The following is a 22,897-nucleotide window of genomic DNA, read 5'->3' on the forward strand; positions in this document are numbered from 1 at the left end:
GATGCCCCCCGTCGTCTTCTCGCACGGCAACAGCTTTCCCGCGAGCACCTACCGAGTCGTCCTCGACAGCCTGCGCAACCGTGGCTTCGAGGTCGATGCGATCGAGAAATTCGGGCACGACCCGAAGTACCCCGTTACCGACAACTGGCCGCACCTGGTGCAGCAGCTGGCCGACTTCGCCAAGGCTCGCGCCGATCGCGCGGGCGGCCCGGTGTTCCTCATCGGCCATTCGCTCGGCGGATTCCTGAGCCTCATGTGCGCCGCGCTGCACCCGGAGCTGGCGCGCGGCGTGCTGCTGATCGACTCGCCCATCCTCGGCGGCTGGCGCGCGAACACGCTCAACGTGGTCAAGCGCACGCCGCTCATGAAGAGCGTCTCGCCCGGCGCCATCAGCCGCAAGCGCAAGAACAGCTGGGAGCACCGCGAGGCGGTGTTCGAGCATTTCCGCGCCAAGAAGGCCTTCGCGAAGTGGGACGAGCAGGTGCTGCACGACTACATCGACCACGGCACCTTCGACGCGGACGACGCCCGCGCCCTGAGCTTCGACCGCGACGTCGAAACCGCCATCTACAACACCCTGCCCCACAACCTGGGCGCGCTGCTGCGGGCACACCCGCTCAAGTGCAAGGCGGCCTTCATCGGCGGGCGCCAGTCGGCCGAGATGAAGCGCGTGGGCATGACGATGACCCAGCAGGTCACCAAGGGCCGCATCGCCATGATGGACGGCACGCACCTCTTCCCGATGGAAAAGCCGCTGGCGACGGCGGCGGCCATCGAGGCCGCGCTGCGCAACCTGCTCTGAGGGGCTGCAGCCGCGTCACGCCTGCGTGACGTGCACCCCGGGCCTGCGGCCCGCGTTCCACTTGCCCCCGAGCGCCCGCTCGATCTGCGCGGCCAGCTGCAGCAGCAGCCCGTCGTTGGCCTGTGCCGCCTGCGCCTGGATGCCCAGTGGCATGCCGTTTTCCTGAGCAGCCATCGGCAGCGAGATGCCCGGCATGCCGCACAGGTTGGCCAGCGGCGTGTAGGCGAAGTTCTGCCAGAGGTTGGCGAACCAGTCGTGTACCGAGGGGTTCGTGCTGGTCGTCAGGTACTCGCTGGTGCCCACCTGGGGCGTAGGCAGCGCGGTGATCGGCGTGAGGATGATGTCCCAGCGCTGGAAGAAATCGCCGAAGGCGCGCGAGGTGCTGTTGAACACCGCCTGCATCTTCGCGCGCTCGGTGTACGAGGTGTGCAGCCCGGCTTCCCAGATCTTGATGTTGATCGGCTCCAGCAGTTCGGCCGGCGGGCGATCCAGCCCCAGCCGGTGCAGGTGGCCGTCGATGACCTGCGCGAAGTTGCTGATGTAGCAGGTGGTCTGGGCGTCGAAAGCCGTCTGGAAGTCCACCTCCGGCAGCACCCACTCCACATGGTGGCCCAAACCTTCGAGCAACTTGCCGACCCGCTCCAGCTCGGCAACGAAATGCGGCGTGGCGCGGAAGTCGCCCCACTCGTGCGACAGCGCGATGCGTAGCCGCCCCGGGTCGCGCTTGATGAGCTCGCTGTACGGCTCGGCCGGCGACCAGAAGGGCATGAACTCGCCGGGTGCGCCGCCGCGGCAATGGTCGACGAAGGCTGCCGTGTCGCGCACCGTGCGGCTGTGGCAGCCCTGGATCGACACCAGCCCCGAAAGGTCCGACAGCCCCGGCGCCAGCGAGAACACGCCGCGCGACACCTTCAGCCCGATGTTGCCGTTCACGCCCGCCGGAATGCGGATGGAGCCCCCGCCATCGGTGGCGTGCGACAGCGGCAGCACGCCGGCGGCCACGATCGCCGCGGTGCCGGCCGACGAGCCACAGGTGGTGTATTCGAGGTCCCAGGGGTTGCGCGTGACGTGGAAGGCGTTCTCGGCCGAGCTGCACACGCCGAACTCCGGCGTGGTGCTGCGGCCCACGATGTTCAGGCCCGCCTTGCGCAGCTGCCGGGTGAGGAAGCTGTCGGCCGCCGGGCGATGGCCCTGCATCATCATCGAGCCGAACTCCTGCAGCCGGCCCTTCAGCGTGGGGCCCAGGTCCTTCATCAGGTAGGGCAGGCCCGCGAACACGCCCTCGGGGTTCATGCCGTCCTTCAGCGGATCGGCCACCACGTCGTCGAAGACCTCGACGACCGCGTCGAGCTGCGGATCGAGCCTCGCGATGCCGGCCGCCGCCTGCGCGGCCAGTTCCACCGCCGTCACGTCGCCCTTGCGGACCCGTTCGGCCAGGCCGATGCCGTCGTGATCGGCCCATTCGCTCCAGCTCATTGCCAGCGTCATTCGCAGTGCTCCATTTCTTGTTCGTTGAGGAAAGTGCGTCCGATTTTGCCGAGCGTGTCGGCGCGACGCATACTGGTGCGTCCTTGGGTGAGCAGGAACGAAGGACAAACAAGCGCACCGCATGACCGACGCCGACACCGCCTGGATCGCCACCACGCTGACCGCCTCGCGCCCGCGCGCCGTGGCAGCGCTGCTGCGCTACTTCCGCGAGCTCGACACGGCCGAGGAAGCCTTCCAGGAAGCCAGCCTGCGCGCCCTGCGCCACTGGCCCGAGAGCGGCCCGCCGCGCGACCCGCTGGCCTGGCTGATCTTCGTGGGGCGCAACGCGGCGCTCGACGAAGTGCGCCGGCGCGGCCAGCACGAGCCGCTGCCCGAAGACGATGCGCTCGTCTCCGACCTCGACGACACCGAAGCCGCCCTCGTCGAGCAGCTCGACCAGGCGCACTACCGCGACGACGTGCTGCGCCTGCTCTTCGTCTGCTGCCATCCCGAGCTGCCGCTGACGCAGCAGATCGCGCTGGCGCTGCGCATCGTCTCGGGCCTGTCGGTGCGCGAGATCGCGCGGGCCTTCCTGGTCGGCGAAAGCGCGATGGAGCAGCGCATCACCCGCGCCAAGAAACGCGTGGCCACGGCCGGCATTCCCTTCGACACGCCGGGCCGGCGCGAGCGCGACGAGCGGCTGGCGGCCGTGTGCACCACCGTCTACCTGCTCTTCAACGAAGGCTATTCGGCCAGCGGCGGCGAGGAGCATGTGCGCGCCGCGCTGTGCGAAGAGGCGATACGGCTCGCGCGCCTGCTGCTCGAACTGTTCCCCGGCGAGCCCGAGCTGATGGGCCTGCTCGCCCTGCTCCTGCTGCAGCATGCGCGCGCCGACGCGCGGCTCGGCACCGGCGGCATGGTCGTGCTGCTGGAAGACCAGGACCGCGCGCGCTGGAACCGCGCGCTCATAGACGAAGGCCTGGCGCTGGTCGAAGGCGCGCTGCGGCAGCGAAAGCCCGGCCCCTACCAGCTGCAGGCCGCCATCGCCGCCACCCATGCCCAGGCCGCGCGCGCCGAAGACACCGACTGGGCCGAGATCGACCGGCTCTACGCCGCGCTCGAAACCCTGCAGCCCTCGCCGGTCGTCACGTTGAACCGCGCGGTGGCGGTGCACAAGCTGCACGGACCGCAGACCGCGCTGGCGCTGACCGAGCCATTGGCGGGCGCGCTGGACGGCTACTTCCACTTCCACGGGCTGCAGGGCGCATTGCTGATGCAGCTGGAGCGCGCCGACGAAGCCCGCGCCGCATTCGCGCGCGCCCTCGGCATGGCCCGCACCGCCGCCGAGGCCGCGCACATCCGCGCGATGCTCGATCGCCTCGGCACGACCAACTGACCCGCTTCGACTCACCCGCCACGAACCACGGAAAGAAAAGGAAGACCATGCTCTATTCCATCCTCATCTACGGCTCCGAATCCACGGTGGCCGCCTGGGAGCCCGGCGTCGAAGAGGAGATGCTCGAACGCCACACCGACCTGCGCGAGGACCTCCAGGGACAGGGCAAGCTCGGCACCGTGCTGCGGCTGATGCCGAACGTGGCCAGCACGGTGCGCCGCGCGGGCGACCTGCATCCGCTGGTCACCGACGGCCCCTTCGCCGAGACGAAGGAGCAGCTCATGGGCATCTACGTCGTGGAGTGCGAGTCGGTGGAGGAAGCCACGCATGCCGCGCACCGGCTGGCCTTCGAGGGCGGTGTGTTCGAGATCCGGCCGGTCACCTGGTACGACCCGGGCGTGATCCCGGCACGCATTCCGCAGGTCTGAAAGAAAAAAGAAAAAAATCCGCCGGTGTTGTCGGATCGGGCCGCCGCTGCCCGTCCTTGGCTGGAACGCACGCATTTCGCGGGCGACAAACCAAGGAAAAGACGATGCCTCAGACATTCAAGGACAAGTGCGTGGTGGTTCACGGTGGCAGCGGTGCCATCGGAGGCGCGGTGGCCCGCGCCTTTGCGCGCGAGGGCGCCGGGGTGTTCATCACGGGGCGCGACCGCGCCAGGCTAGACGCGGCGGCGCGGGCCATCGAGGCCGAGGGCGGGCGTGCCGAGGCTGCCGTGGTCGATGCGCTCGACGCGCAGGCCATGCTGCGCCACGCCGCAGAAGTTGCCGGGCGCGCCGGCGGCATCGACATCGCGCTCAACGCCATCGGCGTCATGCACGTGCAGGGCACGCCGCTCGCGGCGCTGGCGCTGGAAGACTTCTTTCTTCCGGTGCAGGCCTACACCCGCGCCTGCTTCCTCACGGCCAAGGCCGTGGCACCGCACATGGCGAAGCGCGGCGGCGGCGTGATTCTTTCGGTGTCGACGCCCGCCTCGCGCCTGCCGGGCCCGGGCTACCTGGGCCACGCGGTGGCCTGCGCAGGCGTGGAGGCGCTCTCGCGCCACATGGCGGGCGAGCTGGCGGCCTTCAACATCCGCACCGTGTGCATCCGCTCGCACGCCATTCCGGAGGCGGTGACGGCCGGCTCGCACGCCCGCGAGGTTTTCCGGCCGGCTGCGGAGAGCATGGGGCTCACGGTCGAGCAGATGCTCGCGGCCAAGCCGCCCGGCCTGCTGGTGGAGCGGCTGCCTTCTCTGGACCAGATGGCGGCTGCCGCGTTGTTCGCAGCCTCCGCGGGCGCCGCCGCGATGACCGGCGCAGTGCTCAACCTGAGCGGGGGCATCACGCTGGACTAAGGCCGTGCTCGAGCGGGCTCCCTAGAATCGCCCGGGTCACTCCCGAACCTTGCCGATTCCGCATGCAGCCCGACTTCCCGTCAGCGCCCGCGCTGGCCGACGCCCTGATCGTCGATCCGTTCTACCTGGCGATCTCCGTCGATTTCGAGCACGACATGCCGGCGCGCAAGGCGGTGCTCGCCGACTACTTCGCCTACTCGCTGGGCGAGGCATCGCGCACCGGCCGCTACCTCACGGCCGGGGATGCCCGGCTCGGCGCTGCCGCCTGGCTGCTGCCTCGCGCCGATGCGGTCGACGCGGCCGAGTCGGCGGCGAAGGGCGAATACCTCGCCGGCGCACTGGGCCCGCGCGGCCACGACAACTACCGCCGCATCGTCGATTTCATGGCTGCGCGCTCGCCGGCCGTGGTGCCGCCCGAAGCCTGGTACCTGTCGATCCTCGGCATCTCGCCGGCCGCGCAGGGGCGCGGACTGGGCGCGCGGCTGCTGGCGCCCACGCTGGCCGAGGCCGACGCGGCGGGCGTGCCCTGCTTCCTGGAGACCTTCACGCCGCGCAGCGTGGCCTTCTACGAGCGGCTGGGCTTCAGGGGCGCGGCGGAGCACCTGGAGCCGGTCACGAATTCGGCCTACCTGATCATGTGCAGGCCGGCGCGGCAGTAGTTGGCAGCAAAACGGGAAAATAAGTAGATACGCTCCACTCGCCGCGTCAGCCTGGCCGAAGAATCCGCCGCATGTCCTCTCTCCCCGTCGAAGACGCCGAACCCGTTTCACTGAGCCCCACGCTGATCGTCGAGGACGAGCCGGCCATGCAGGAGCGCCTGCGCCGCGTGCTGTCGTCGCTCGGCTGCGACGAGAGCCGCATCGCGGTGACCGACAGCGTCGCCGGCGCCCGGCAGCTGCTCGACGGGCACGACTACGGCGTGGTGCTGGTGGACATCGGCCTGCCCGACGGCAGCGGGGTGGAGCTCATCGGCTGGCTGCAGGCGAACCGGCCGGCCATCCCGGCGGTGGTGATCTCGGCCTGGCGTACCGAGGAGATCATCTTCGCGGCGCTGCGCGCCGGTGCCATCGGCTACCTGCTGAAGGAGCGCGACGACATCGAGCTGGGCATCGCGCTGCGCAGCATCGAACAGGGCGGCGCGCCCATCGACCCGAGCATCGCGCGCCACATCCTCGGCTGGCTGGCCACGCACCAGCCGCCGGCCGACGCGCCCGCGCCGCCGGCAGGCGACGCGGCGGCGGCCGACGCACCGGCCGCGCTGACGCGCCGCGAGCGCAAGATACTCGAGCTCGTGTCGCAGGGGCTGAGCAACCGCGACATGGCCGAGTCGCTCTCGATCTCCAGACTGACCGTGGAATGCCACACCAAGAACATCTACCGCAAGCTCGCCGTCAGCTCGCGCACCGAAGCCGTCTTCGAAGCGCGAAGGCATGGCTTGCTGCGCTGACCGGCGCGATCGTTCTGCTTCTTCTCGCGGCCTGCCCGGCCCTCGCACGGGCAACCGCGACGGCCGCGCCCGAACTGCGCGTGGAGGCCGTGCGCGGCGCCGGCTGGAACGACACAGCCCCGCCCGCCGAGGGCTGGACGCCCGTCACCCTGCCCGACAGCTGGGCCACGCGCTGGCCCGGCTTCGACGGCGTGGTCTGGTATCGCCTCACGTGGGAGCAGCCCGAACAGGTGCATGAAGCCGGCCTGCTGCTGAACTACCTGAACATGGCCGGCGAGGTCTCGCTCAACGGCACGACGATCTCGCGCGACGAAAGCCTGGTCGAGCCGCTCACGCGCGCCTGGAACACGCCGCGCTACTGGCTGCTGGCGCCGCCGCTGCTCAAACCCGGCACCAACACGCTGCTGGTGCGCGTGTCGGGGCTGGCGCCCTACCAGGCGGGGCTGGGGCCGGTCGAGATCGGCGAGCCGGCGGCGATTCAGTCGCGTTTCGAACGCGAACGGCTGGTGCGGCGCGACCTGCAGGTGCTGGGCCTCGCGGTCAGCGCGGCGGTCTCGGCCTTCTTCGCGGCCTGGTGGTGGCTGCGCCGGCGCGAGACGGCCTACGGCTGGTTCGCCGTGATGTCGGTGCTGTGGCTGTTGTTCGCCTACAACCAGATCGCGACCAGCCCCTGGCCGTTCGGCTCCAACCACCACTGGCAGGCGCTCAACACCTCGCTGCTGCTGGTGTTCAGCGTGTCTTACCTGCTGTTCGTGCTGCGCTACTGCGGACGCCGCCTGCCCCGGCTCGAAGGCGCGGCCGCGCTGGTGGCGCTGGCCGGCGTGCTCGACCTGTGGCTGGCGCCCGAACCATCGCTGGCGGTGCACCGAGCCATCTGGACGCTGGTGGGCGGCCTCACGGTCATCGTGGTGAACAGCTGCGCCCTCGTGTACGGCTGGCGCCATCGCGGCAGCTCGGTGCGCTCCATCGCGCCCTTCATGGCGATCTCGGCGGTGACGGGCGCGCACGACCTGCTGGTGTTCACGCAGGTGATCGACAGCAACATCTACTACACCAACATGTCGTCGTACGTGCTGCTGCTGGGCATGGCGCTGACGCAGGCCGCGCGCTTCGCGCAGAGCCTGCGGCGCATCGAGAACTTCAACACCGAGCTGATCGAGGAAGTGAATGCGGCCAAGGCCGAGCTGGCGGCCACGCTTGCGCAGCAGCATGCGCTGGAACTCGCGCACGCGCGCATCGGCGAGCGCGTGAACCTGGTGAGCGACCTGCACGACGGCCTGGGCGGCATGCTGGTGGGCAGCATCGCGACGCTGGAGCGCAAGCCCGAGAACCTCAGCGCGCCCGAGCTGCTCGCCATGCTCAAGCGCCTGCGCGACGACCTGCGGCTGATCATCGACGCCACCGGCCGCGACGACGGCGCCCGCGCGCTAGGCGAACTGCTGGTGCCATTGCGCCATCGCAGCTCGGAGCTGCTCGATGCCAACGGCATCGACTGCCGCTGGCAGGTGTCTGGCATCGAAACCCTGGAGCTGCCGCCCTCGCAGAGCCTGGACCTGATGCGCTTCCTGCAGGAGGCGCTGACCAACGTGCTCAAGCACAGCTCGAGCCGGCGCGTGGACGTGACGGTGGCGCGCGCGGGCGCCGAGCTTCAGCTCAGCGTGCGCGACGACGGGCGCGGCTTCGCGGTCGAGGACCAGACTGCCGGCGCGGGATTGCGCAGCCTGCGCACGCGGGCCCGCCGCCTGGGCGCCGAGCTGCACCTGCAGTCGCGCCCCGGCGAGACCCGGGTGGCGCTGCGCATGCCGCTCGCCGGCTGAGACTTCAGAGTTCCAGCACCAACCGCCCCTCGCAGGCGCGCGAGCAGCAGGACATCATCTTGGTGTTGGCCTCGCGCTCCACCCGAGTGAGCACCACGTCGCGGTGATCGACCTTGCCGGAGAGCACGCGCACCTCGCAGGAGCCGCACAGGCCTTCTTCGCAATCGCTCTGCACGTCGACGTTCGCGGCGCGCAGCGCGGTCAGCAGGGTCTGGTCGGGCGGCACGGTGAGAACGAGGCCCGAATCCTTCAGCTCCACCTCGAAGGCGTGTTCCTTCGACGGATCGAGCGTGGCCAGCGTGGATTCGAAATGCTCCACGCGCAGCGCACCCTCGGGCCAGGCGGCGCAGCAGTCTTCCAGCGCCTCGAGCATGCGCAGCGGGCCGCAGGCGTAGACCTGCGCGCCTTGCACCGGTTGCGCGAGCAGCGCCCGCAGGTCGTTGCGCCGGCCTTCGTCGGCGGCATGCACGTGCAGGCGCTCGCCATGCAGCGCGGCCAGCTCGTCGACGAAGGCCATGCTCGCGCGGCTCCGGCCGCTGTAGTGCAGCTCGTAGTCCATGCCCAGCGCCTTGGCGCGCCTCGCCATCGCGCTCACCGGCGTGATGCCGATGCCGCCGGCGATGAAGATCGCCTTCTTCAGCGACTCGTCGAGCCTGAAGTGGTTGCGCGGGCCGCGGATGCGCAGCCGGTCGCCCTCCTTCACGTTCGCGTGCACCCACGCGGAGCCACCGCGTCCGTCCGGCTCGTGGAGCACGGCGACTTCGAACGCGCCCGTGTCGTCGGGGTCGCCGCACAGCGAGTACTGGCGCGACAGCTCCGGCGTTCCGCATTCCACGTCGATGTGCGCGCCGGCAGTCCAGCGCGGCAGCGGCTTGCCATCAGGCGACGCCAAGCGCAGCCTGACGATGCCGTCGGCCACCGGCGTCACGCCCTGCACCACCACCGGCCGCGCGATGGATTGCGCCGAGGGCTCGCCGATGCGCACCGGCACGCGCACGTCGCGCAGGCCCGGGTTCGCGCGCTCGGGGTTCGTCGCCGGGTCCCATTCCGCCCACAGGTGCTCGGGCCCGCGGAACGAGGTGTTCGGCACGTAGGTGAAGCGCTGCTCGGAAAGGCGCATGTGCGGCAGCCGGCGCGTGAACTCCTCCAGGAAGATCTGCATCTCCATGCGCGCCAGGTTCTTGCCCATGCACTGGTGCGAGCCGTAGCCGAAAGTCAGATGGTCGCTGGCGTTGTCGCGGCGGATGTCGAACAGGTCGGCATCGGAGAAATGCCCTTCGTCGTGGTTGGCCGACGAGGTGACGATCAGCAGGCGCGAGCCGGCCGGCAGGTCGACGCCGCCGACCTGCGTGTCTTTCGTGACCATGCGGCGCCACGCGGCCACCGAGCCGTTGTGGCGCAGGCACTCCTCCACCGCGTTGGGAATGAGCCCGGGGTCCTCGCACAGCTCGCGCCACACCTGCGGGTGCTGCAGCAGCAGCTTCACCGCGTTGGCCGTGGCGTTGGCGGTGGTCTCGTGGGCGGCGACGATGCCGGCCATCATCATCGAGTGCAGGTACGAGTCGGTCACGACCTCGGGGTGCTGCATCTGCTTGCGGATGCCGTACTGCATCCAGCCGGGCGCGTCAGGGTCCTGCCGCATCTTGTCGAGCACCTTGCCGGCGTACTGCCAGAAGTTGCCGACCGCGTGCGCCACCGCCACCTGCTCCTCGGGCCTGGGGCGGCCCCAGGTATTGACGGTGTGCGCGATGGAGTACTTGCGCAGCGTGTCCATGTCTTCCTCGGGCACGCCGAGGAAGTGCAGCGCCACGGTGAGCGGGATCTCCCACAGCATCTGGTCGACGAGGTCGGCGCGGCCGTCGTCGATGAAGCGGTCGACGTACTCGCGCGCCAACTCGCGCACCATGGGCTCGTGGTGCTTCAGCGCCTCGGGCGTGAAGGGGTCCATCAGCGCGCGGCGGCGCGGCATGTGGGCGGGCTCGTCCTCGTTCACCAGCGTGCGGTTGAGCGCGAAGCCGTACGAGGCCAGCACCGCGTTGGCTTCCTCGCCGGTGGGCGTGATCTTCTCCAGCGCGATCGACGGGCTGAAGGTGATGTTGTCGCGGAACACCGCCTTGATGTCCTCGTAGCGCGTGAGCACCCAGTAGCCCAGCTTCGGGCTGAAGAAGATGGGCTCCTGCTCGCGCGCCCAGCGCACGTACTCGGGCGGATCCTGCTGGTAGCCGTCCTCGAAGGGATCGAAGCCGGCGGCGCGCTGGCTCACGGGGCAGCCGGTGGGTGTGCGCTCGGAAGACAGCGGGCCGTGCGCGACGGGACAGCCGGAGGTACGTGGGGACGTGGCGGTATCGGACATGGCGGGCAGGTTCAGTCGAGGGTGATCTTCAGGTCGCGGATCAGCTTGTGCCAGCGCTCGGTCTCGCTCTTGAGCAGCGCGGCGTACTGCGCGGGCGTGTTGCCCACCGGCTCCACGCCGAAGTCGACCATGCGCGTGCGCACCGAGGGCTCGTTGATGGCGGCCACGAGCTGGCGGTTGAGCGTGTTCACCACGTCGGCGGGCGTGGCCGAGGGCACCACCACGCCGACCAATGCGGCGGCCTCGACGTTCCTGTAGCCGAGCTCGGCGAAGGTGGGCACGTCGGGCAGCTGCGGCAGGCGGGTCGGGTTGGCGACCGCCAGGGCCTTCACCTTGCCACCCTTGATGAAGCCGGAGCCGGCGGCCAGGTCGACCATCATGGCCGGCAGCTGCCCGCCGACCACGTCGGCCAGCGCGGGCGCCGCGCCGCGATACGGCACGTGGACCATGAAGAGCTTGGCCTCCACCTTCAGCAGCTCCATCGCCAGGTGGTGCGGGCTGCCGGCGCCGGCCGAGGCGTAGTTGATGCCGCCCGGCTTGGCGCGGGCCTGGGCGATGAAGTCCTTGGCCGAGTTGAAGCCCGAGTTGGCGCCGACCACCAGGATCATCGGGAACTTGCCCATCAGCGTGACGGGCGCGAGGTCCTTGGTGGGGCTGTAGCTCAGCGACTTGTAGAGCGCGGGGTTGAACACCAGCGTGCCGTTGTCGGCCGACAGCACCGTGTAGCCGTCGGCCGGCGCGCGTGCGGTCTCGGCGGCGGCCAGCGCGGTGTTGCCGCCGGGCTTGTTGTCCACCAGCACCGGCTGCGCGACCTGGGTGGACAGCGTCTGCGCGACCGTGCGCGCCAGGAAATCGGAGCCGCCGCCGGCCGCGTAGGGAACGATCCAGCGGATCGGCTTGGCCGGAAAGGCCTGCTGGGCGCCGGCGCCGGCGGCGACGGCAGCCAGCGAAAGAGCCGCGAGGCAGCGGACGAATTGCTTCTTCATGAGGGAGTCTCCGTACTGGATTTTGTGTATTGCGTAATTATCATACGCATTGCGTAATTCATGGATCGCGGGTTTACCCGGCCACATCGAGCCACGTCGACCGAGCACCTAACATCCAGCCGTCATGAAGCAGCCCCCGGAATCCGATCCCTCCCTCTCCTCCCCTGCACGCGAGCGCCGCCAGCGGGTGCAGTCCGCCGAAACCGGCATGTCGGTGCTCAAGGGGCTGGCGCACCTGGGCGGGCGCAGCAGCCTGACCGCGCTGTCGGCGCACGTCGTGGAGAGCCCGGCGAAGGTGCACCGCTACCTCGCCAGCCTGATGGAAGCGGGCCTCGTGCTGCAGGACGCCGCCTCGCAGCACTACTACCTGGGCACGGAGGCGATCCAGATCGGCCTGGCCGCCATGCGGCAGGCCGACCCGATCCGCGCGGCCGAGCCCTGCCTGATCCGCCTGCGCGAATCGCTGGAGGTGACCTGCTTCGTGGCGGTGATGGGAAACAAGGGCCCGACCATCGTGCGCTTCGAGGAGCCGGGCCTGCCGGTCACGGTGAACGTGCGCGCCGGCTCGGTGATGTCGATGCTGTGGTCGGCCACCGGCCGCGCCTTCCTGGGCCTGCTCGACGAATCGCGCGTGCTCGCGCTGGCCGAGCAGGAGCTGGGCGAGGCCACGCCGGAGATGCGCGCGCAGCTCGACCCGAAGGACCCGATCGGCCAGCTGCGCCGCGAGGTGCGGCAGGCGCGCTGCGCGAGCGTGAAAGACACCTACCTGCGCGGCATCAGCGCCGTGGCGGCGCCGGTCTACGACTATGCGGGGAGGGTCTGCGCCGTGATCACCGCGCTGGGTGCCACCGGCGGCTTCGATCCGGCCATCGACGGCCCCATTGCGGCGGCCGTGCGGCGGGAAGCGAAGGCCGCGAGCACCCTGCTGGGCGCCGCGGACTCGACGGACTGAAGTTTCAGGGCCGGATCAGTCGGCCCAGACCACCGTGCCGGTCCAGGCAGTGGCCAGCACAAGAATGCCGAAGGCGATGCGGTACCAGGCGAAGGGAATGAAGCTGTGGCTGCTGATGTACTTCAGCAGCCAGCGCACGCACAGCCAGGCGCTGATGAACGAGAACACCAGACCCACCGCGAACAGCGGCACGTCGGCCATCGACAGCGCCGCGCGCTCCTTGTAGATGCTGTAGAGACCCGCGCCGATCAGCGTCGGAATGGCGAGGAAGAACGAGAAGTCGGTCGCCGCCTGGCGCGAGAGGCCCAGCAGCATGCCGCCGATGATGGTCGAGCCGCTGCGGCTGGTGCCCGGGATCATCGCGAAGCACTGCACCAGGCCGACCTTGAGCGCGTCCCACGGCGTCATGTCGTCGACATGCTCGACGCGCACCGATCCGGGCGGGCGCTTCTCGGCCCAGAGGATGATGAAGCCGCCGATGATGAAGGTGCTGGCCACCACGGTCGGAATGAACAGGTGCTCCTTGATGACCTTGCCGAACAGCAGGCCCAGCACTACGGCGGGCAGGAAGCCGATGAAGATGTTGAGCGCCAGGCGCTGCGCCTTCGGCTGTCGCGGCAGCGCCACAACGGTGGATCGGATCTTCTGCCAGTAGACCAGGATCACCGCGAAGATCGCGCCGGTCTGGATGGCGATCTCGAAGACCTTGCCCCGGTTGTCGCCGAAGCCGCCGAGCAGGGAGCCCGCAAGGATCAGGTGGCCGGTCGAAGAGATGGGGAGAAATTCGGTGAGACCCTCGACGATGCCCATGACGGCGGCCTTGGCCAGCAAAACAATATCCACGCGTACTCCTTTTCAAGTGCAGTCATTATCACGAGGGGACAGGTCAGCCTCGGCTCAGCATCCCCTGTTTCGGTGATGTTCAGGCCCCATCCATTGACACACAGTGACGTCTCAGGGTGTGTCAGAGATGCCCGAAGGAGTTATCGGTAATGCGAACGTTCACGCGCGGCGACAGGCTGGAAGAACACGCGTCGACTTTCGACGACCACGGCGAGGACCGCCGCAAGAACGCCCAGGACCTCGAACGCGAGCAGCGCGCCTCGATGCGGCGCGTGGTCGAGGCCACGGGCGCATCGGCCCACGAACTGCAGCAGCTGATGCAGCGGCTGCTCGACATCGACCGCGCGGGCTCCAGCGCGGGCATCGTCGCGCAGGGGCACATCGCGGCCGACCGCATGCAGTCGGGCATGGCAACGCTGGACCTGGGCGACGGCCACGTGGCCGAGCAGCGCGGCGACGCCGTGCAGAGCATCGATTTCTGGCTGCTCGAGCCGCTGGACCCCGCGCACGACAAGAAGTGGTACGCCCGCTGGAAGTTCTGGAGCTTCATCCTCGGCGCAGCCGGCTCCGAGGCCGCGCTCACCCTGCAGGGGCTGGCGCTGCGGCCCACCGAGCCCGGCGACACGCATGCCGACCTGGTGGCCAAGGCGCGCAAGGTGCTCGAGAGCTGGCGCCGCACCTCCGAGCCGCTCTTCTGGGCAGCCATGGAGTGCTACGTGCGGCAGCAGTCGTTCTCGCTCGAGACGCAGGCCTACCTGATGCACTGCATCGCCGTCGTGTTCGCGGGCGATCCGATGAAGCTCTCGAACGAGCAGAGCGAGCAGCTCGCGGGCGTGCTCGCCGACACGTACTGCGACGCGCTGGGCACTTCGGCGTGCATGCCCTCGGCGGACATCTACCGGCGCCTGTCGCAGGGGCTGGAAGCGACCGACCGCGAGACCGGCCTGGTCCGCAATCTGGGGCGCAGCGACGCGGCCCAGATCGCGATGACGGCGCTGTTCTCGGTGATCGAAGGCTCGCGCCTACGCTGAGCCAGCCCCGGTGCGCCGGCGCAGCGCACGCACCGCGCTGTCGACCGTGGTGAGCACCGGCAGGCCGCTGGCGGCCTCGCAGGCCTCGCGTGCCCGCGCCATGCTGAATTGCGCCAGCGCGATGCGCGTGCAGCCGCGTTCACGCAGCGCGACGGCCTGCGCGGCGATCAGCGCGCCGTGCCGCTGGGTATCGCCTGCGTTCAGCGCGTCGAGCGCGCCTTCGGCCAGCGCGGTTTCGAGCGCGACGTTCGAAGGAAACTCCGGCGGCATCGATGCCAGCGTGGGCGCGAAGGTGGCGATCAGGCCCAGCCTGCCCTGCCCCTGCACTGCTTCGTCGATCATGGCCTCGTTCGGCTTGAGCACCGGAATGCCCGCATGCCGCCGCGCCACCGCCTCGATGCACGGCCCGAAGGCCGAGCAGGTGAAGAGGATGCCCTGCGCACCCGTGTCGACCGCGTACTGCGCGAGACGCTGGAAGCGCTCGTGCATGACGTCGTCGAGCCCCTTGCCGTTGCGCGCCAGGTCGGCCGAGAGGCTGTCGTCGAGCAGGTTCATGCGCACGGCCGCAGGCCAGTCGCGCGCGAAGGCTTCGTTGATGGGCGCGACGGAATGCGAGAGCGCGTGGATCAGGGCAATGCGGGTCATGGATTCAAGGCAAGAGTTCAGATGCCCTTGGAGGAAGGATTCGCGAAGGCGTCCTTCGTCTCGGCATTCAGCGGGTAGTTGATGTTGATACCCTTGGGCGGGATCGGCGACATGAACCACTTGGCATAGAGCTTCTCCATCTCGCCCGACTTCATCATGCCCGAGACCACGCGGTCGACCAGCGCCTTGAAGGCCGGGTCGTCCTTGCGGAACATCAGCGACTGGTTCTCGGTGCGCAGGCTCTCGCCGGTGATGATGAAGTCCTTGGGGTTGCGCGCGTTCGCGATCTGGCCGGCCAGCAGGATGTCGTCGAGCACGAAGGCCTGGGCGCGGCCGCTTTCCACCAGCAGGAAGGAATCGCTGTGGTCCTTGCCCGCGAGGCTGTTCACCTCCAGGTTGCGGCCGCGGTCGGCCTCGCGCAGCAGGCGGAACGAGGTGGTGCCGCTGGTGGTGGCCACCGTCTTGCCCTGCAGGTCGGCAATGCTCTTGATGCCCGAATCGGCCTTCACCAGCATGCGCACGTTGTAGCGGAAGATGTCCGGCGAGAACGCCACCAGCTTCTGCCGCTCGACGAGGTTGGTGGTGGAGCCGCACTCGATGTCGACCGTGCCGTTCTGCACCAGCGGAATGCGGTTGGCCGAGGTGACGGCCTGGTACTTGATCTCGATGGCCGGGATCTTCAGTTCGCTCTTCACCGCCTCGACGATGCGGTTGCAGATCTCGATGCTGTAGCCCACGGGCTTGAGGTTGCCGTCGAGGTACGAAAAGCCGAAGGACGATTCACGGTAGCCGAAGGTGATGGAGCCGCTGGCCTTGATCTTGGCGAGCGTGTCGTTTTCCTGGGCCTGCGCGGCCGTGAGCGGCACGAGGGCGGTGAAGACTGCCGCGAGCGCAGCGACGAAGGGAAACAGCGGACGAAGCTTGGGCATGGAACGCTCCTCGGAACGATGGTTGAAGAAAAAACGAACGGGAAAGTGGTAGCGCTCAGCGCGCCGCTGCGGTCGCTGCCGCGCGCGTGACCGCGTCGATGGAGGCCGCGAGGCGTGCGGCGATCTCCTGCAGGTCCTGCCGCGTGGCGATGAAGGGCGGCGCCAGCAGCACGTGGTCGCCCTGGCGGCCGTCGACCGTGCCGCCGAAGGGGTAGCACAGCAGGCCGCGCGACATGGCGTCCTTCTTGACGGTGGCGTTGACCTTCAGCGCCGGATCGAACGGCGTCTTGCTCGCGCGATCGGCCACCAGCTCGATGCCCCAGAAGAAGCCTCGGCCGCGGATGTCACCCACGTGCGGATGCGCGCCCAGCGCCTCGGCCAGCATCGCGCCGAAGGCGATGCCGTCTTCCCGCACCTTGGCGACCAGCCCGTCGCGGCGGATCACCTGCTGCACCGCGAGCGCGGCGGCGCAGGCCATGGGGTGGCCGAGATAGGTGTGGCCATGCTGGAAGAAGCCGCTGCCCTTGGACATCGCCTCGACGATGCGGCGCTGCGCCAGCACCGCGCCCACCGGCTGGTAGCCGCCGCCCAGGCCCTTGGCGACGGTCATGAGGTCGGGCACCACGCCCTCCTGCTCGCAGGCGTGCAGCGAGCCAGTGCGGCCCATGCCGCACATCACCTCGTCGAGGATCAGCAGCACGCCGTACTTGTCGCACACCGCGCGCACGGCCTTGAAGTAGCCCGGCACCGGCGTGAGCACGCCGGCGGTGGCGCCGCCGACGGTCTCGGCCACGAAGGCGATCACGCGGTCGGCGCCCTGCGCGAGGATGGCCGCTTCCAGCTCGGCCGCCAGTCGCAGGCCGTACTGCTCCGCGCTCTCGTCGACGCGCTGCTCGCGGTACGGGTAGCAGGGCGATACGTGCGTGGCGGGCACGAGGATGGGCGCGAAGGGTTCGCGCCGCCAGGCGTTGCCGCCAACCGCGAGCGCGCCCAGCGTGTTGCCGTGGTAGCTCTGGCGACGCGCGATGAAGTGGGTGCGCTGCGGCTGGCCGATTTCCACGAAGTACTGCCGCGCCATCTTCAGCGCCGATTCCACCGCCTCGGAGCCGCCGCTCACCAGATAGACATGGCTCATGCCCTCGGGGGCGGAGCCGATCAGCTCGTCGGCCAGCTGCTCTGCCACTTCGCTCGTGAAGAAGCTGGTGTGGGCGTAGGCCAGCTTGTCGATCTGGGCGTGCATGGCGGCCATCACCTCAGGATGCGCGTGGCCCAGCGACGACACGGCCGCACCGCCCGAGGCGTCGAGGTATTCGCGGCCCTCGGCGTCGCGGATGAACATGCCGTGGGAGCTCACGGCGACGGGCGGGGTCTGGCGGAGGTGGCGGTGGAAGACGTGCGTCATGGCGGCTGGCGATCCGGGGCTCGGGTTGGGTTGGGTCGGGTTCTGTTGAATGCGGGATGGAACTAACGTTTCCATTGAATTATTGTTTGGAACATTTGTTCCGTCAACTGTTACGGCAACAACTGCGGCGGGCCGCCTCCGGTACATTTGTTCCAACGACAGACGAAGAGAGACACGACCATGGGCGCGAAGGAACAGATCCGCCAGCGTTTCAACGAACTGAGCCCTGCCCTGCAGCAGGTGGCGCGCTACGTGCTCGACCACCCCAACGAGGTGGTCACGGGCTCGATGCGCAACGTGGGCACGCGCTCGCAGAGCACGCCCGCCACCCTCGTGCGTTTCGCGCAGCACATGGGCTTCGAGGGCTGGCCGCAGCTCAAGGAGGCCTTCGCCGCCGACATGGGGCTGGGCTCCGAGACCTATGGCGGGCGCGCCAAGCAGCTCGTCGGCCGGGCGAGCGACCAGACGCTGACCGGCGAGATGTTCGAGGTGCAGCGCCGCAATCTCGAGGCCACGCACCAGCAGAGCGGACAGGCGCTGCAGAAGGCCTGCGCGCTGATCGAGAAGGCGCCGGCCGTGCACGCCGCCGGCTTCCGGGCCTGCTTTCCGATCGCCTTTTCCTTCGTCTACGTGTACCGGCTCTTCCGCTCCAGCGTGCACCTGGTCGACGGCCAGGGCGGTTCGCTGGAAATGCAGCAGCGCGCCTTCGCCAAGGGCGATGCGCTGGTGGTGGCGAGCTTCGCGCCCTACTCCCGCGAGGCGCTGCAGGTGACGCAGGCAGCCAAGGCGGCGGGCTGCCGCATCGTCGCCATCACCGACAGCGAGGCTTCGCCGCTGTCGCTGCTGGCGGACGAGACGCTGCTGTTCACGATCCACAGCCCCTCGTTCTTCCCCTCGGTCGCCGCCGGGGTGGCGGTGACGGAAGCGCTGGTCGAGCTGCTGGCCAGCCGCGCGGGCAAGCCGGTGATCCGCCGCATCGACCAGGCCGAGGCGCAGCTGTTCGAGTCGGGGGCCTACCTCACGGCGCCGGCGGTGCGCGGCGGATAGGAAGCGATCGGGTCAGACCAGCGCCCGGGTGCGGGTGGGGTTCTTCTGGTTCAGGTAGAGCACCAGCATGTCGCGCCTGGTGTTGATGTGGTCGCGCATGAAGGCTTCGGATTCGGAGGCTTCCTGCCGGCCCAGCGACTCGACGATGCGGCAGTGCTCCGCCAGCGCCTGCAGGGCCTGCTCGTGCCTGTGCAGCAGCATCGAGGCATCGCGGTTGTGGGGCCGCAGCTTGCTGTCGAAGATGAGCGGCAGCTGGCTGGCCCGCTGCACCGCCTCGGTCAGCCAGCGGTTGTCCGCCAGGGCCAGCAGCTTGCGGTGGAAGGCCAGGTTCAGGTCCTGCCACCGCGCCGCCCGGCCTTCGCTCCACTCCCCGGTGTGGTGCAGGAGTTCGTGCTGCTCGTCGAGCATGGCTGTCAGCTGCGACAGGGCCGTGCCGTCCAGGCCGCGCTCGCTGATCAGGCGGCAGCACATGCCTTCCAGGGTGGCGCGCACGCTGAAGGCGTCGAAGACGTCCTTGGCGTTGAAACGACGCACCTGGAAGCCCTTGTTGGGCAGGTAGACCAGCAACCCCTCGTCGGCCAGCCGCGCCATGGCGCCGCGCACGGGCGTGCGCGACACGCCGAGCTCATTGGCCAGCGTGATCTCCATCAAGTGGGAGCCGGGCGCGATCTCGCCGTCGAAGATTCGGTCGCGCAGCGTTTCGGCCACGGTCAACGCTCGTGTCCGGGAAGGGTCTGGGGGAGTCATCGAAAATCGGGAACTGGGGGCGGCCGGAAGCGGGCCGCGCGGATGGTACGGCGGCGTACAAAAGCTTCATATCCCCTGTTTCCGTAAAAATTTTATTTCGCGACTTTTTCGATGATTACGGAAATTTTCTTAATTTTTGTAAACATACATGTAGCCGAAAGCGTTAGCCCGCCCCTTTCCGGCTTTCGGGCCCCTCCCGGGCCCTGCAGAAGGCCCTGCCGTCAGCCAGCCACCGACCCGGCCGCGAGATGGATCGCGGCCCGGATCCGCGGGTAGGTCCCGCAGCGGCAGATGTTGCCGCTCATGGCGCTGGAGACGTCCTCGTCGCTGGGCTTCGGCGTCTTCCTGAGCAGCGCGCAGGCCGACATCAGCTGGCCGCTCTGGCAGTAGCCGCACTGCACCACGTCGACCTCGGCCCAGGCCTGGCGCAGCGCGTCGGCTTCCTTGCCCTTCAGCCCCTCGATGGTGGTGACCTCGCGGGCCCCCACCGCCTCGACCGGCGTGACGCAGGAGCGCACCGCCTCGCCGTCGAGGTGCACGGTGCAGGCGCCGCACAGGGCCTTGCCGCAGCCGAACTTGGTGCCGACGAGCTTCATTTCGCCGCGCAGCACCCACAGCAGGGGCGTGTCGGGCTCGGCATCGACGGTGGTGGTCTTGCCGTTGACGGTGATCGTGGTGGTCATGGCGTCTCTCTTGCGTAAAAGGTACGAATGTCGGGAATCAGACAAGCCGCAGCGGCAGGCTGCGCAGGCGCTGGCCGGTGAGCGCGAAGACGGCATTGGCCACCGCCGGCGCGATGGGCGGCGTGCCGGGCTCGCCCACGCCGCCGGGCTCCTCGCTGCCGGCGACGATGTCGACCTCGATGACGGGGCACTCGTTCATGCGCAGCGGCATGTAGTCGTGGAAGTTGCTCTGCTGCACCTGGCCCTTCTCGACCGTGATCTCGCCGTGCAGCGCGGCCGAGAGGCCGTAGACGATGGCGCCTTCCATCTGCTGGCGGACCAGGTTCGGGTTGACGGCCACGCCGCAGTCGATGACGCAGACCACGCGGTGCACGCGCAGCTGCTTCTCGGGCGATACAGACACCTCGGCCACCTGGGCGACGATGCTGCCGAAGGAACGATGGATCGCGAGGCCTCGCGCCCGCTTCGCCCCGTCGGGCCCTGCCGCGGGCGGCTGGCCCCAGCCGGACAGCTCGGCCACGCGTTTCAGCACGCGCATGTGGCGCTCGTCTTTCGATAGCAGCGCGGCGCGGAAGGCCACCGGGTCCTTGTCGGCGGCGGCCGCGCATTCGTCGATGAAGCTTTCCACGAAGAAGGCGTTCTGCGAATGCGCGACCGAGCGCCACACGCCCGTGGGCATGGCCGACTCCACCGGCTCGTGGGCCACGCGCGCATTGGGAAAGGCGTAGGCCGTGTTCCAGGCGCCGTCGGTGGCGGTGTCCATGAGCGAGGGCGCGCCCATGCTCGAGCCGGCCGTGGTGGTCTGCCAGGCGACCAGCGCGCCGGCGGCGTCGAAGCCCGCCCTGCAGCGCGCGACGTAGGCCGGCCGGTAGAAGTCGTGCGCCATGTCTTCCTCGCGCGACCAGAAGAGCTGCACCGGCGCGCCCCCGGTCTCGCGCGCCAGCGTGGCGGCCTGCGTGACGAAGTCGGTGCTGTAGCGCCGGCCGAAGCCGCCGCCGAGGTAGGTCACGTGCAGGTCGACCTTGGCGGTATCGATGCCCAGCGCCTTGGCCACCGCGCCGCGCGTGAAGCCCGGCGCCTGCGTCGGCGCCCAGACAGTCGCCGCGCCGTCCTTGAATTGCACGGTGCAATTCATCGGCTCCATGGTGGCGTGGGCCAGGAAGGGCACGCGGTACTCGGCCTCGATGGTCTTCGCCGCCGAGCGGAGTGCCGCGGCCACGTCGCCGTCGTCGAGCCGGGCGTTGCCGGGCTTGGCGCGCAGCGTCTGCGACAGGCGCTCGACCATTTCTGCGCTCGAAAGACTGGCGGCCGGGCCGTGGTCCCATTCGATCTGGAGCGCCTTCACCGCGCGCATCGCGTGGTACGGCGTATCGGCGATCACGGCCACGCCGCCCGGCGTGGCGCCGGTGCCGATGAGGGTGGCGCCGACCGGATCGAGCGCCATCACCTTGCGCACGCCGGGCAGCTTCTGCGCGGCGGTTGCGTCGAAGCTCGCGACGCAGCCTCCGGTGGTCGGGCACATCGCGATGCTCGCGTACAGCAGGCCCGGCGGCAACACGTCGAGGCCGAAGATGGCGGAGCCGTCGAGCTTGGCCGCGCCGTCGACACGCCGCGCGGGCTGGCCGATGAGCTTGAAGTCGGCCGCCTTCTTCAGCGCCACCTGCGCCGGCAGCGGCTGCTGCGCGGCCTTCGGGGCCAGTTCGCCGAAGCTGGCGCTCCTGCCGCTCGCCTGGTGCAGCACGCGCCCCGCCTCGGCGCGGCACTCGGCCGCCGGCACCTGCCACAGCGCGGCCGCGGCCCCCACCAGCATGACGCGCGCCGATGCGCCCGCCTCGCGCAGCGGCATCCACTGGTCGGTGATGCTCGAGGAACCGCCCGTGCCCGAAAGCCCCGGGATCGCGCGCAGCAGCTTGCCCACCACGTGCTGCGTGGAGCGCTTCATCGCGCCCTCGTCGCCGGGCCGGAAAGGCAGCGCGTCGAGGATCGCCGCCTGGTTGTTGTAGATGGCGTCGGAGCCGGCCGTCTCGTGGCGGATCTGCTCGAGCGAGGCGCCCATCTCCTCGGCCAGCAGCATCGACAGGCCGGTGTGCGTGCCCTGCCCCATTTCCGACTGCGACATCATCAGCGTGACCGTGTTGTCGCTGCCCACCTTGACCCAGCCGTTGAGCGCGACCTGCCCCGGGGCGGTAGGCAACGGCTGGGCAGGCACGAGCCGCGGGGCGGCCGGCGTGGCCGACCAGCCGACGACGAGGGCGCCGACGGCCCCTACCGTGCCGAGAACGAAATGACGGCGTTTGAGCTTGGGCATGACGTGGTTCTTTCGTGGGGAAATCTTTTTTAGCTCCGGCGCGCCGGGTCAGCTTTCGGCGATGCCGCGCCAGAAAGTCTCGAAGCCGGCCTCGCAATAGGCGGCACCGGCCTTCTTGCCGCTTGCCTGCGCGACGAAGGCCATGCTGGTCTCGGCCATCGCGCCGAACATCGCGCCGAGGAATGGCAGCGGCTGGTCGCGGATCAGCTTCTTTTTGATGCAATCCGTCGAGAGCACCTCGAGCCGCAGGAACGGCGCCATGCCGGCCGCGCGGCTTTCGTCGCTCACCTGGTCGGACACCTTGAGCTGCGACATCACCTTGAATTTCTCCGGGTTGTCGACGCCCCAGTACACATAACGGTCCCAGACGTGGCGGTACTTGGTCTTGGGGTCGGCCTCCTCGGGCCAGTCGGCGAGCATGACTTCGGCCAGCTCGGTCTTCAGCTGGCGGTAGAGCTCGTTGACCAGCACTTCCTTGCTCGCGAAGTAGGTGAACAGCGTGCCCTCGGCCACGCCCGCGGCGCGCGAGACGGCCGAGGTGGGCGTGCTCCATGCACCGCGAACAGCAAACTCGGCGATGGCCGCGTCGAGGATCGCGTTGCGCTTGTCTTCGCTCCGGGGTCTGGCCATGGCTAGCGGCAGCCTTTATTGATTGAGTACATACTCAATTATAGAAACGCCTTCCGGCGGCGTGCAAGCGGCTTCA

At 69.3% G+C, this 22,897-nt stretch carries 21 protein-coding genes; 10 read left to right on the top strand and 11 right to left on the bottom strand.

Annotated features, from left to right (window positions below; genetic code table 11):
* Position 1 precedes the first annotated feature (1 nt).
* Positions 2 to 802: an alpha/beta fold hydrolase gene (locus EJP69_RS07585; RefSeq protein WP_126469226.1), complete on the top strand. Its 801-nt coding sequence runs from the start codon at positions 2 to 4 to the stop codon at positions 800 to 802.
* A 15-nt stretch (positions 803 to 817) separates the two neighbouring features.
* Here EJP69_RS07585 and EJP69_RS07590 read toward each other — a convergent pair whose 3' ends face one another.
* Positions 818 to 2,290: an amidase gene (locus EJP69_RS07590; RefSeq protein ID WP_126469227.1), complete on the bottom strand. Its 1,473-nt coding sequence runs from the start codon at positions 2,288 to 2,290 to the stop codon at positions 818 to 820.
* Positions 2,291 to 2,411: 121 nt separating this feature from the next.
* Here EJP69_RS07590 and EJP69_RS07595 point away from each other — a divergent pair, with 121 nt between their 5' ends.
* The 6 genes from EJP69_RS07595 (at position 2,412) to EJP69_RS07620 (ending at position 8,265) form a co-directional block, all read left to right on the top strand.
* Positions 2,412 to 3,665, top strand: a complete 1,254-nt coding sequence (locus EJP69_RS07595) for an RNA polymerase sigma factor (RefSeq protein WP_126469228.1) — start codon at positions 2,412 to 2,414, stop codon at positions 3,663 to 3,665.
* Positions 3,666 to 3,712: 47 nt separating this feature from the next.
* On the top strand, positions 3,713 to 4,093 hold the full coding sequence (locus EJP69_RS07600; protein WP_126469229.1) for a YciI family protein: 381 nt from the start codon (positions 3,713 to 3,715) through the stop codon (positions 4,091 to 4,093).
* 104 nt (positions 4,094 to 4,197) lie between these two features.
* Entirely contained in the window at positions 4,198 to 5,001 is an 804-nt protein-coding gene (locus EJP69_RS07605) for an SDR family NAD(P)-dependent oxidoreductase (protein WP_126469230.1), read from the top strand.
* 62 nt (positions 5,002 to 5,063) lie between these two features.
* The gene (locus EJP69_RS07610; protein ID WP_126469231.1) at positions 5,064 to 5,660 is read left to right on the top strand and encodes a GNAT family N-acetyltransferase; all 597 of its coding nucleotides are present in this window, start codon (positions 5,064 to 5,066) and stop codon (positions 5,658 to 5,660) included.
* Between the two features lie 71 nt (positions 5,661 to 5,731).
* A complete protein-coding gene (locus tag EJP69_RS07615) occupies positions 5,732 to 6,448 on the top strand; it encodes a response regulator transcription factor (RefSeq protein ID WP_126469232.1) in 717 nt (238 codons plus the stop codon).
* 80 nt (positions 6,449 to 6,528) lie between these two features.
* Positions 6,529 to 8,265: a sensor histidine kinase gene (locus EJP69_RS07620; RefSeq protein WP_240652060.1), complete on the top strand. Its 1,737-nt coding sequence runs from the start codon at positions 6,529 to 6,531 to the stop codon at positions 8,263 to 8,265.
* 4 nt (positions 8,266 to 8,269) lie between these two features.
* Here EJP69_RS07620 and EJP69_RS07625 read toward each other — a convergent pair whose 3' ends face one another.
* Positions 8,270 to 10,618: a cytochrome P450/oxidoreductase gene (locus EJP69_RS07625; RefSeq protein WP_126469234.1), complete on the bottom strand. Its 2,349-nt coding sequence runs from the start codon at positions 10,616 to 10,618 to the stop codon at positions 8,270 to 8,272.
* 11 nt (positions 10,619 to 10,629) lie between these two features.
* A complete protein-coding gene (locus EJP69_RS07630; protein ID WP_093204517.1) occupies positions 10,630 to 11,604 on the bottom strand; it encodes a Bug family tripartite tricarboxylate transporter substrate binding protein in 975 nt (324 codons plus the stop codon).
* 124 nt (positions 11,605 to 11,728) lie between these two features.
* Between EJP69_RS07630 and EJP69_RS07635 the strand changes: the two genes are divergently transcribed.
* A complete protein-coding gene (locus tag EJP69_RS07635) occupies positions 11,729 to 12,556 on the top strand; it encodes an IclR family transcriptional regulator (protein ID WP_126469235.1) in 828 nt (275 codons plus the stop codon).
* A gap of 15 nt (positions 12,557 to 12,571) precedes the next feature.
* Here EJP69_RS07635 and EJP69_RS07640 read toward each other — a convergent pair whose 3' ends face one another.
* A complete protein-coding gene (locus EJP69_RS07640) occupies positions 12,572 to 13,399 on the bottom strand; it encodes an undecaprenyl-diphosphate phosphatase (protein ID WP_126469236.1) in 828 nt (275 codons plus the stop codon).
* Positions 13,400 to 13,548: 149 nt separating this feature from the next.
* On the opposite strand from EJP69_RS07640, the gene EJP69_RS07645 reads away from it, so the two are divergent.
* Positions 13,549 to 14,430: a hypothetical protein gene (locus EJP69_RS07645; protein WP_093204511.1), complete on the top strand. Its 882-nt coding sequence runs from the start codon at positions 13,549 to 13,551 to the stop codon at positions 14,428 to 14,430.
* Here the strand turns inward: EJP69_RS07645 and EJP69_RS07650 are convergent.
* From EJP69_RS07650 to EJP69_RS07660, 3 genes are read right to left on the bottom strand one after another with little or no spacing between them, the layout of a single operon-like run.
* Entirely contained in the window at positions 14,422 to 15,075 is a 654-nt protein-coding gene (locus EJP69_RS07650) for an aspartate/glutamate racemase family protein (protein WP_126469237.1), read from the bottom strand. The genes EJP69_RS07645 and EJP69_RS07650 overlap by 9 nt on opposite strands.
* 17 nt (positions 15,076 to 15,092) lie before the next feature.
* Entirely contained in the window at positions 15,093 to 16,004 is a 912-nt protein-coding gene (locus EJP69_RS07655) for an amino acid ABC transporter substrate-binding protein (RefSeq protein ID WP_126469238.1), read from the bottom strand.
* Between the two features lie 55 nt (positions 16,005 to 16,059).
* The gene (locus EJP69_RS07660; protein ID WP_093204502.1) at positions 16,060 to 17,406 is read right to left on the bottom strand and encodes an aspartate aminotransferase family protein; all 1,347 of its coding nucleotides are present in this window, start codon (positions 17,404 to 17,406) and stop codon (positions 16,060 to 16,062) included.
* A 180-nt stretch (positions 17,407 to 17,586) separates the two neighbouring features.
* Between EJP69_RS07660 and EJP69_RS07665 the strand changes: the two genes are divergently transcribed.
* Entirely contained in the window at positions 17,587 to 18,453 is an 867-nt protein-coding gene (locus EJP69_RS07665) for a MurR/RpiR family transcriptional regulator (protein WP_093204500.1), read from the top strand.
* A gap of 12 nt (positions 18,454 to 18,465) precedes the next feature.
* Here the strand turns inward: EJP69_RS07665 and EJP69_RS07670 are convergent, their stop codons facing one another.
* The 4 genes from EJP69_RS07670 to EJP69_RS07685 form a co-directional block, all read right to left on the bottom strand.
* Complete coding sequence (locus tag EJP69_RS07670; RefSeq protein ID WP_177227980.1) at positions 18,466 to 19,161, bottom strand: GntR family transcriptional regulator; 696 nt, start codon at positions 19,159 to 19,161, stop codon at positions 18,466 to 18,468.
* A gap of 260 nt (positions 19,162 to 19,421) precedes the next feature.
* Positions 19,422 to 19,883, bottom strand: a complete 462-nt coding sequence (locus tag EJP69_RS07675; protein ID WP_093204495.1) for a (2Fe-2S)-binding protein — start codon at positions 19,881 to 19,883, stop codon at positions 19,422 to 19,424.
* Positions 19,884 to 19,920: 37 nt separating this feature from the next.
* Positions 19,921 to 22,191 (bottom strand): xanthine dehydrogenase family protein molybdopterin-binding subunit, encoded by a 2,271-nt coding sequence (locus tag EJP69_RS07680; RefSeq protein WP_126469239.1) that lies wholly within the window; start codon positions 22,189 to 22,191, stop codon positions 19,921 to 19,923.
* A gap of 48 nt (positions 22,192 to 22,239) precedes the next feature.
* The gene (locus tag EJP69_RS07685) at positions 22,240 to 22,821 is read right to left on the bottom strand and encodes a TetR/AcrR family transcriptional regulator (protein WP_126469240.1); all 582 of its coding nucleotides are present in this window, start codon (positions 22,819 to 22,821) and stop codon (positions 22,240 to 22,242) included.
* Between the last annotated feature and the right edge of the window lie 76 nt (positions 22,822 to 22,897).

This window comes from Variovorax gossypii (genome assembly GCF_003965815.1).
GTDB classification, from domain to species: domain Bacteria; phylum Pseudomonadota; class Gammaproteobacteria; order Burkholderiales; family Burkholderiaceae_C; genus Variovorax; species Variovorax gossypii.

What these genes read in the sequence shown, in the direction of transcription:
- EJP69_RS07610 (WP_126469231.1), top strand. Translation starts at nt 5,064, where the DNA reads ATGCAGCCCGACTTCCCGTCAGCGCCCGCGCTGGCCGACGCCCTGATC.
- EJP69_RS07595 (WP_126469228.1), top strand. Translation starts at nt 2,412, where the DNA reads ATGACCGACGCCGACACCGCCTGGATCGCCACCACGCTGACCGCCTCG.
- EJP69_RS07630 (WP_093204517.1), bottom strand. Translation starts at nt 11,604, where the DNA reads ATGAAGAAGCAATTCGTCCGCTGCCTCGCGGCTCTTTCGCTGGCTGCC.
- EJP69_RS07645 (WP_093204511.1), top strand. Translation starts at nt 13,549, where the DNA reads ATGCGAACGTTCACGCGCGGCGACAGGCTGGAAGAACACGCGTCGACT.
- EJP69_RS07685 (WP_126469240.1), bottom strand. Translation starts at nt 22,821, where the DNA reads ATGGCCAGACCCCGGAGCGAAGACAAGCGCAACGCGATCCTCGACGCG.
- EJP69_RS07615 (WP_126469232.1), top strand. Translation starts at nt 5,732, where the DNA reads ATGTCCTCTCTCCCCGTCGAAGACGCCGAACCCGTTTCACTGAGCCCC.
- EJP69_RS07650 (WP_126469237.1), bottom strand. Translation starts at nt 15,075, where the DNA reads ATGACCCGCATTGCCCTGATCCACGCGCTCTCGCATTCCGTCGCGCCC.
- EJP69_RS07600 (WP_126469229.1), top strand. Translation starts at nt 3,713, where the DNA reads ATGCTCTATTCCATCCTCATCTACGGCTCCGAATCCACGGTGGCCGCC.
- EJP69_RS07605 (WP_126469230.1), top strand. Translation starts at nt 4,198, where the DNA reads ATGCCTCAGACATTCAAGGACAAGTGCGTGGTGGTTCACGGTGGCAGC.
- EJP69_RS07665 (WP_093204500.1), top strand. Translation starts at nt 17,587, where the DNA reads ATGGGCGCGAAGGAACAGATCCGCCAGCGTTTCAACGAACTGAGCCCT.
- EJP69_RS07660 (WP_093204502.1), bottom strand. Translation starts at nt 17,406, where the DNA reads ATGACGCACGTCTTCCACCGCCACCTCCGCCAGACCCCGCCCGTCGCC.
- EJP69_RS07675 (WP_093204495.1), bottom strand. Translation starts at nt 19,883, where the DNA reads ATGACCACCACGATCACCGTCAACGGCAAGACCACCACCGTCGATGCC.
- EJP69_RS07625 (WP_126469234.1), bottom strand. Translation starts at nt 10,618, where the DNA reads ATGTCCGATACCGCCACGTCCCCACGTACCTCCGGCTGTCCCGTCGCG.
- EJP69_RS07590 (WP_126469227.1), bottom strand. Translation starts at nt 2,290, where the DNA reads ATGACGCTGGCAATGAGCTGGAGCGAATGGGCCGATCACGACGGCATC.
- EJP69_RS07585 (WP_126469226.1), top strand. Translation starts at nt 2, where the DNA reads ATGCCCCCCGTCGTCTTCTCGCACGGCAACAGCTTTCCCGCGAGCACC.
- EJP69_RS07635 (WP_126469235.1), top strand. Translation starts at nt 11,729, where the DNA reads ATGAAGCAGCCCCCGGAATCCGATCCCTCCCTCTCCTCCCCTGCACGC.
- EJP69_RS07655 (WP_126469238.1), bottom strand. Translation starts at nt 16,004, where the DNA reads ATGCCCAAGCTTCGTCCGCTGTTTCCCTTCGTCGCTGCGCTCGCGGCA.
- EJP69_RS07680 (WP_126469239.1), bottom strand. Translation starts at nt 22,191, where the DNA reads ATGCCCAAGCTCAAACGCCGTCATTTCGTTCTCGGCACGGTAGGGGCC.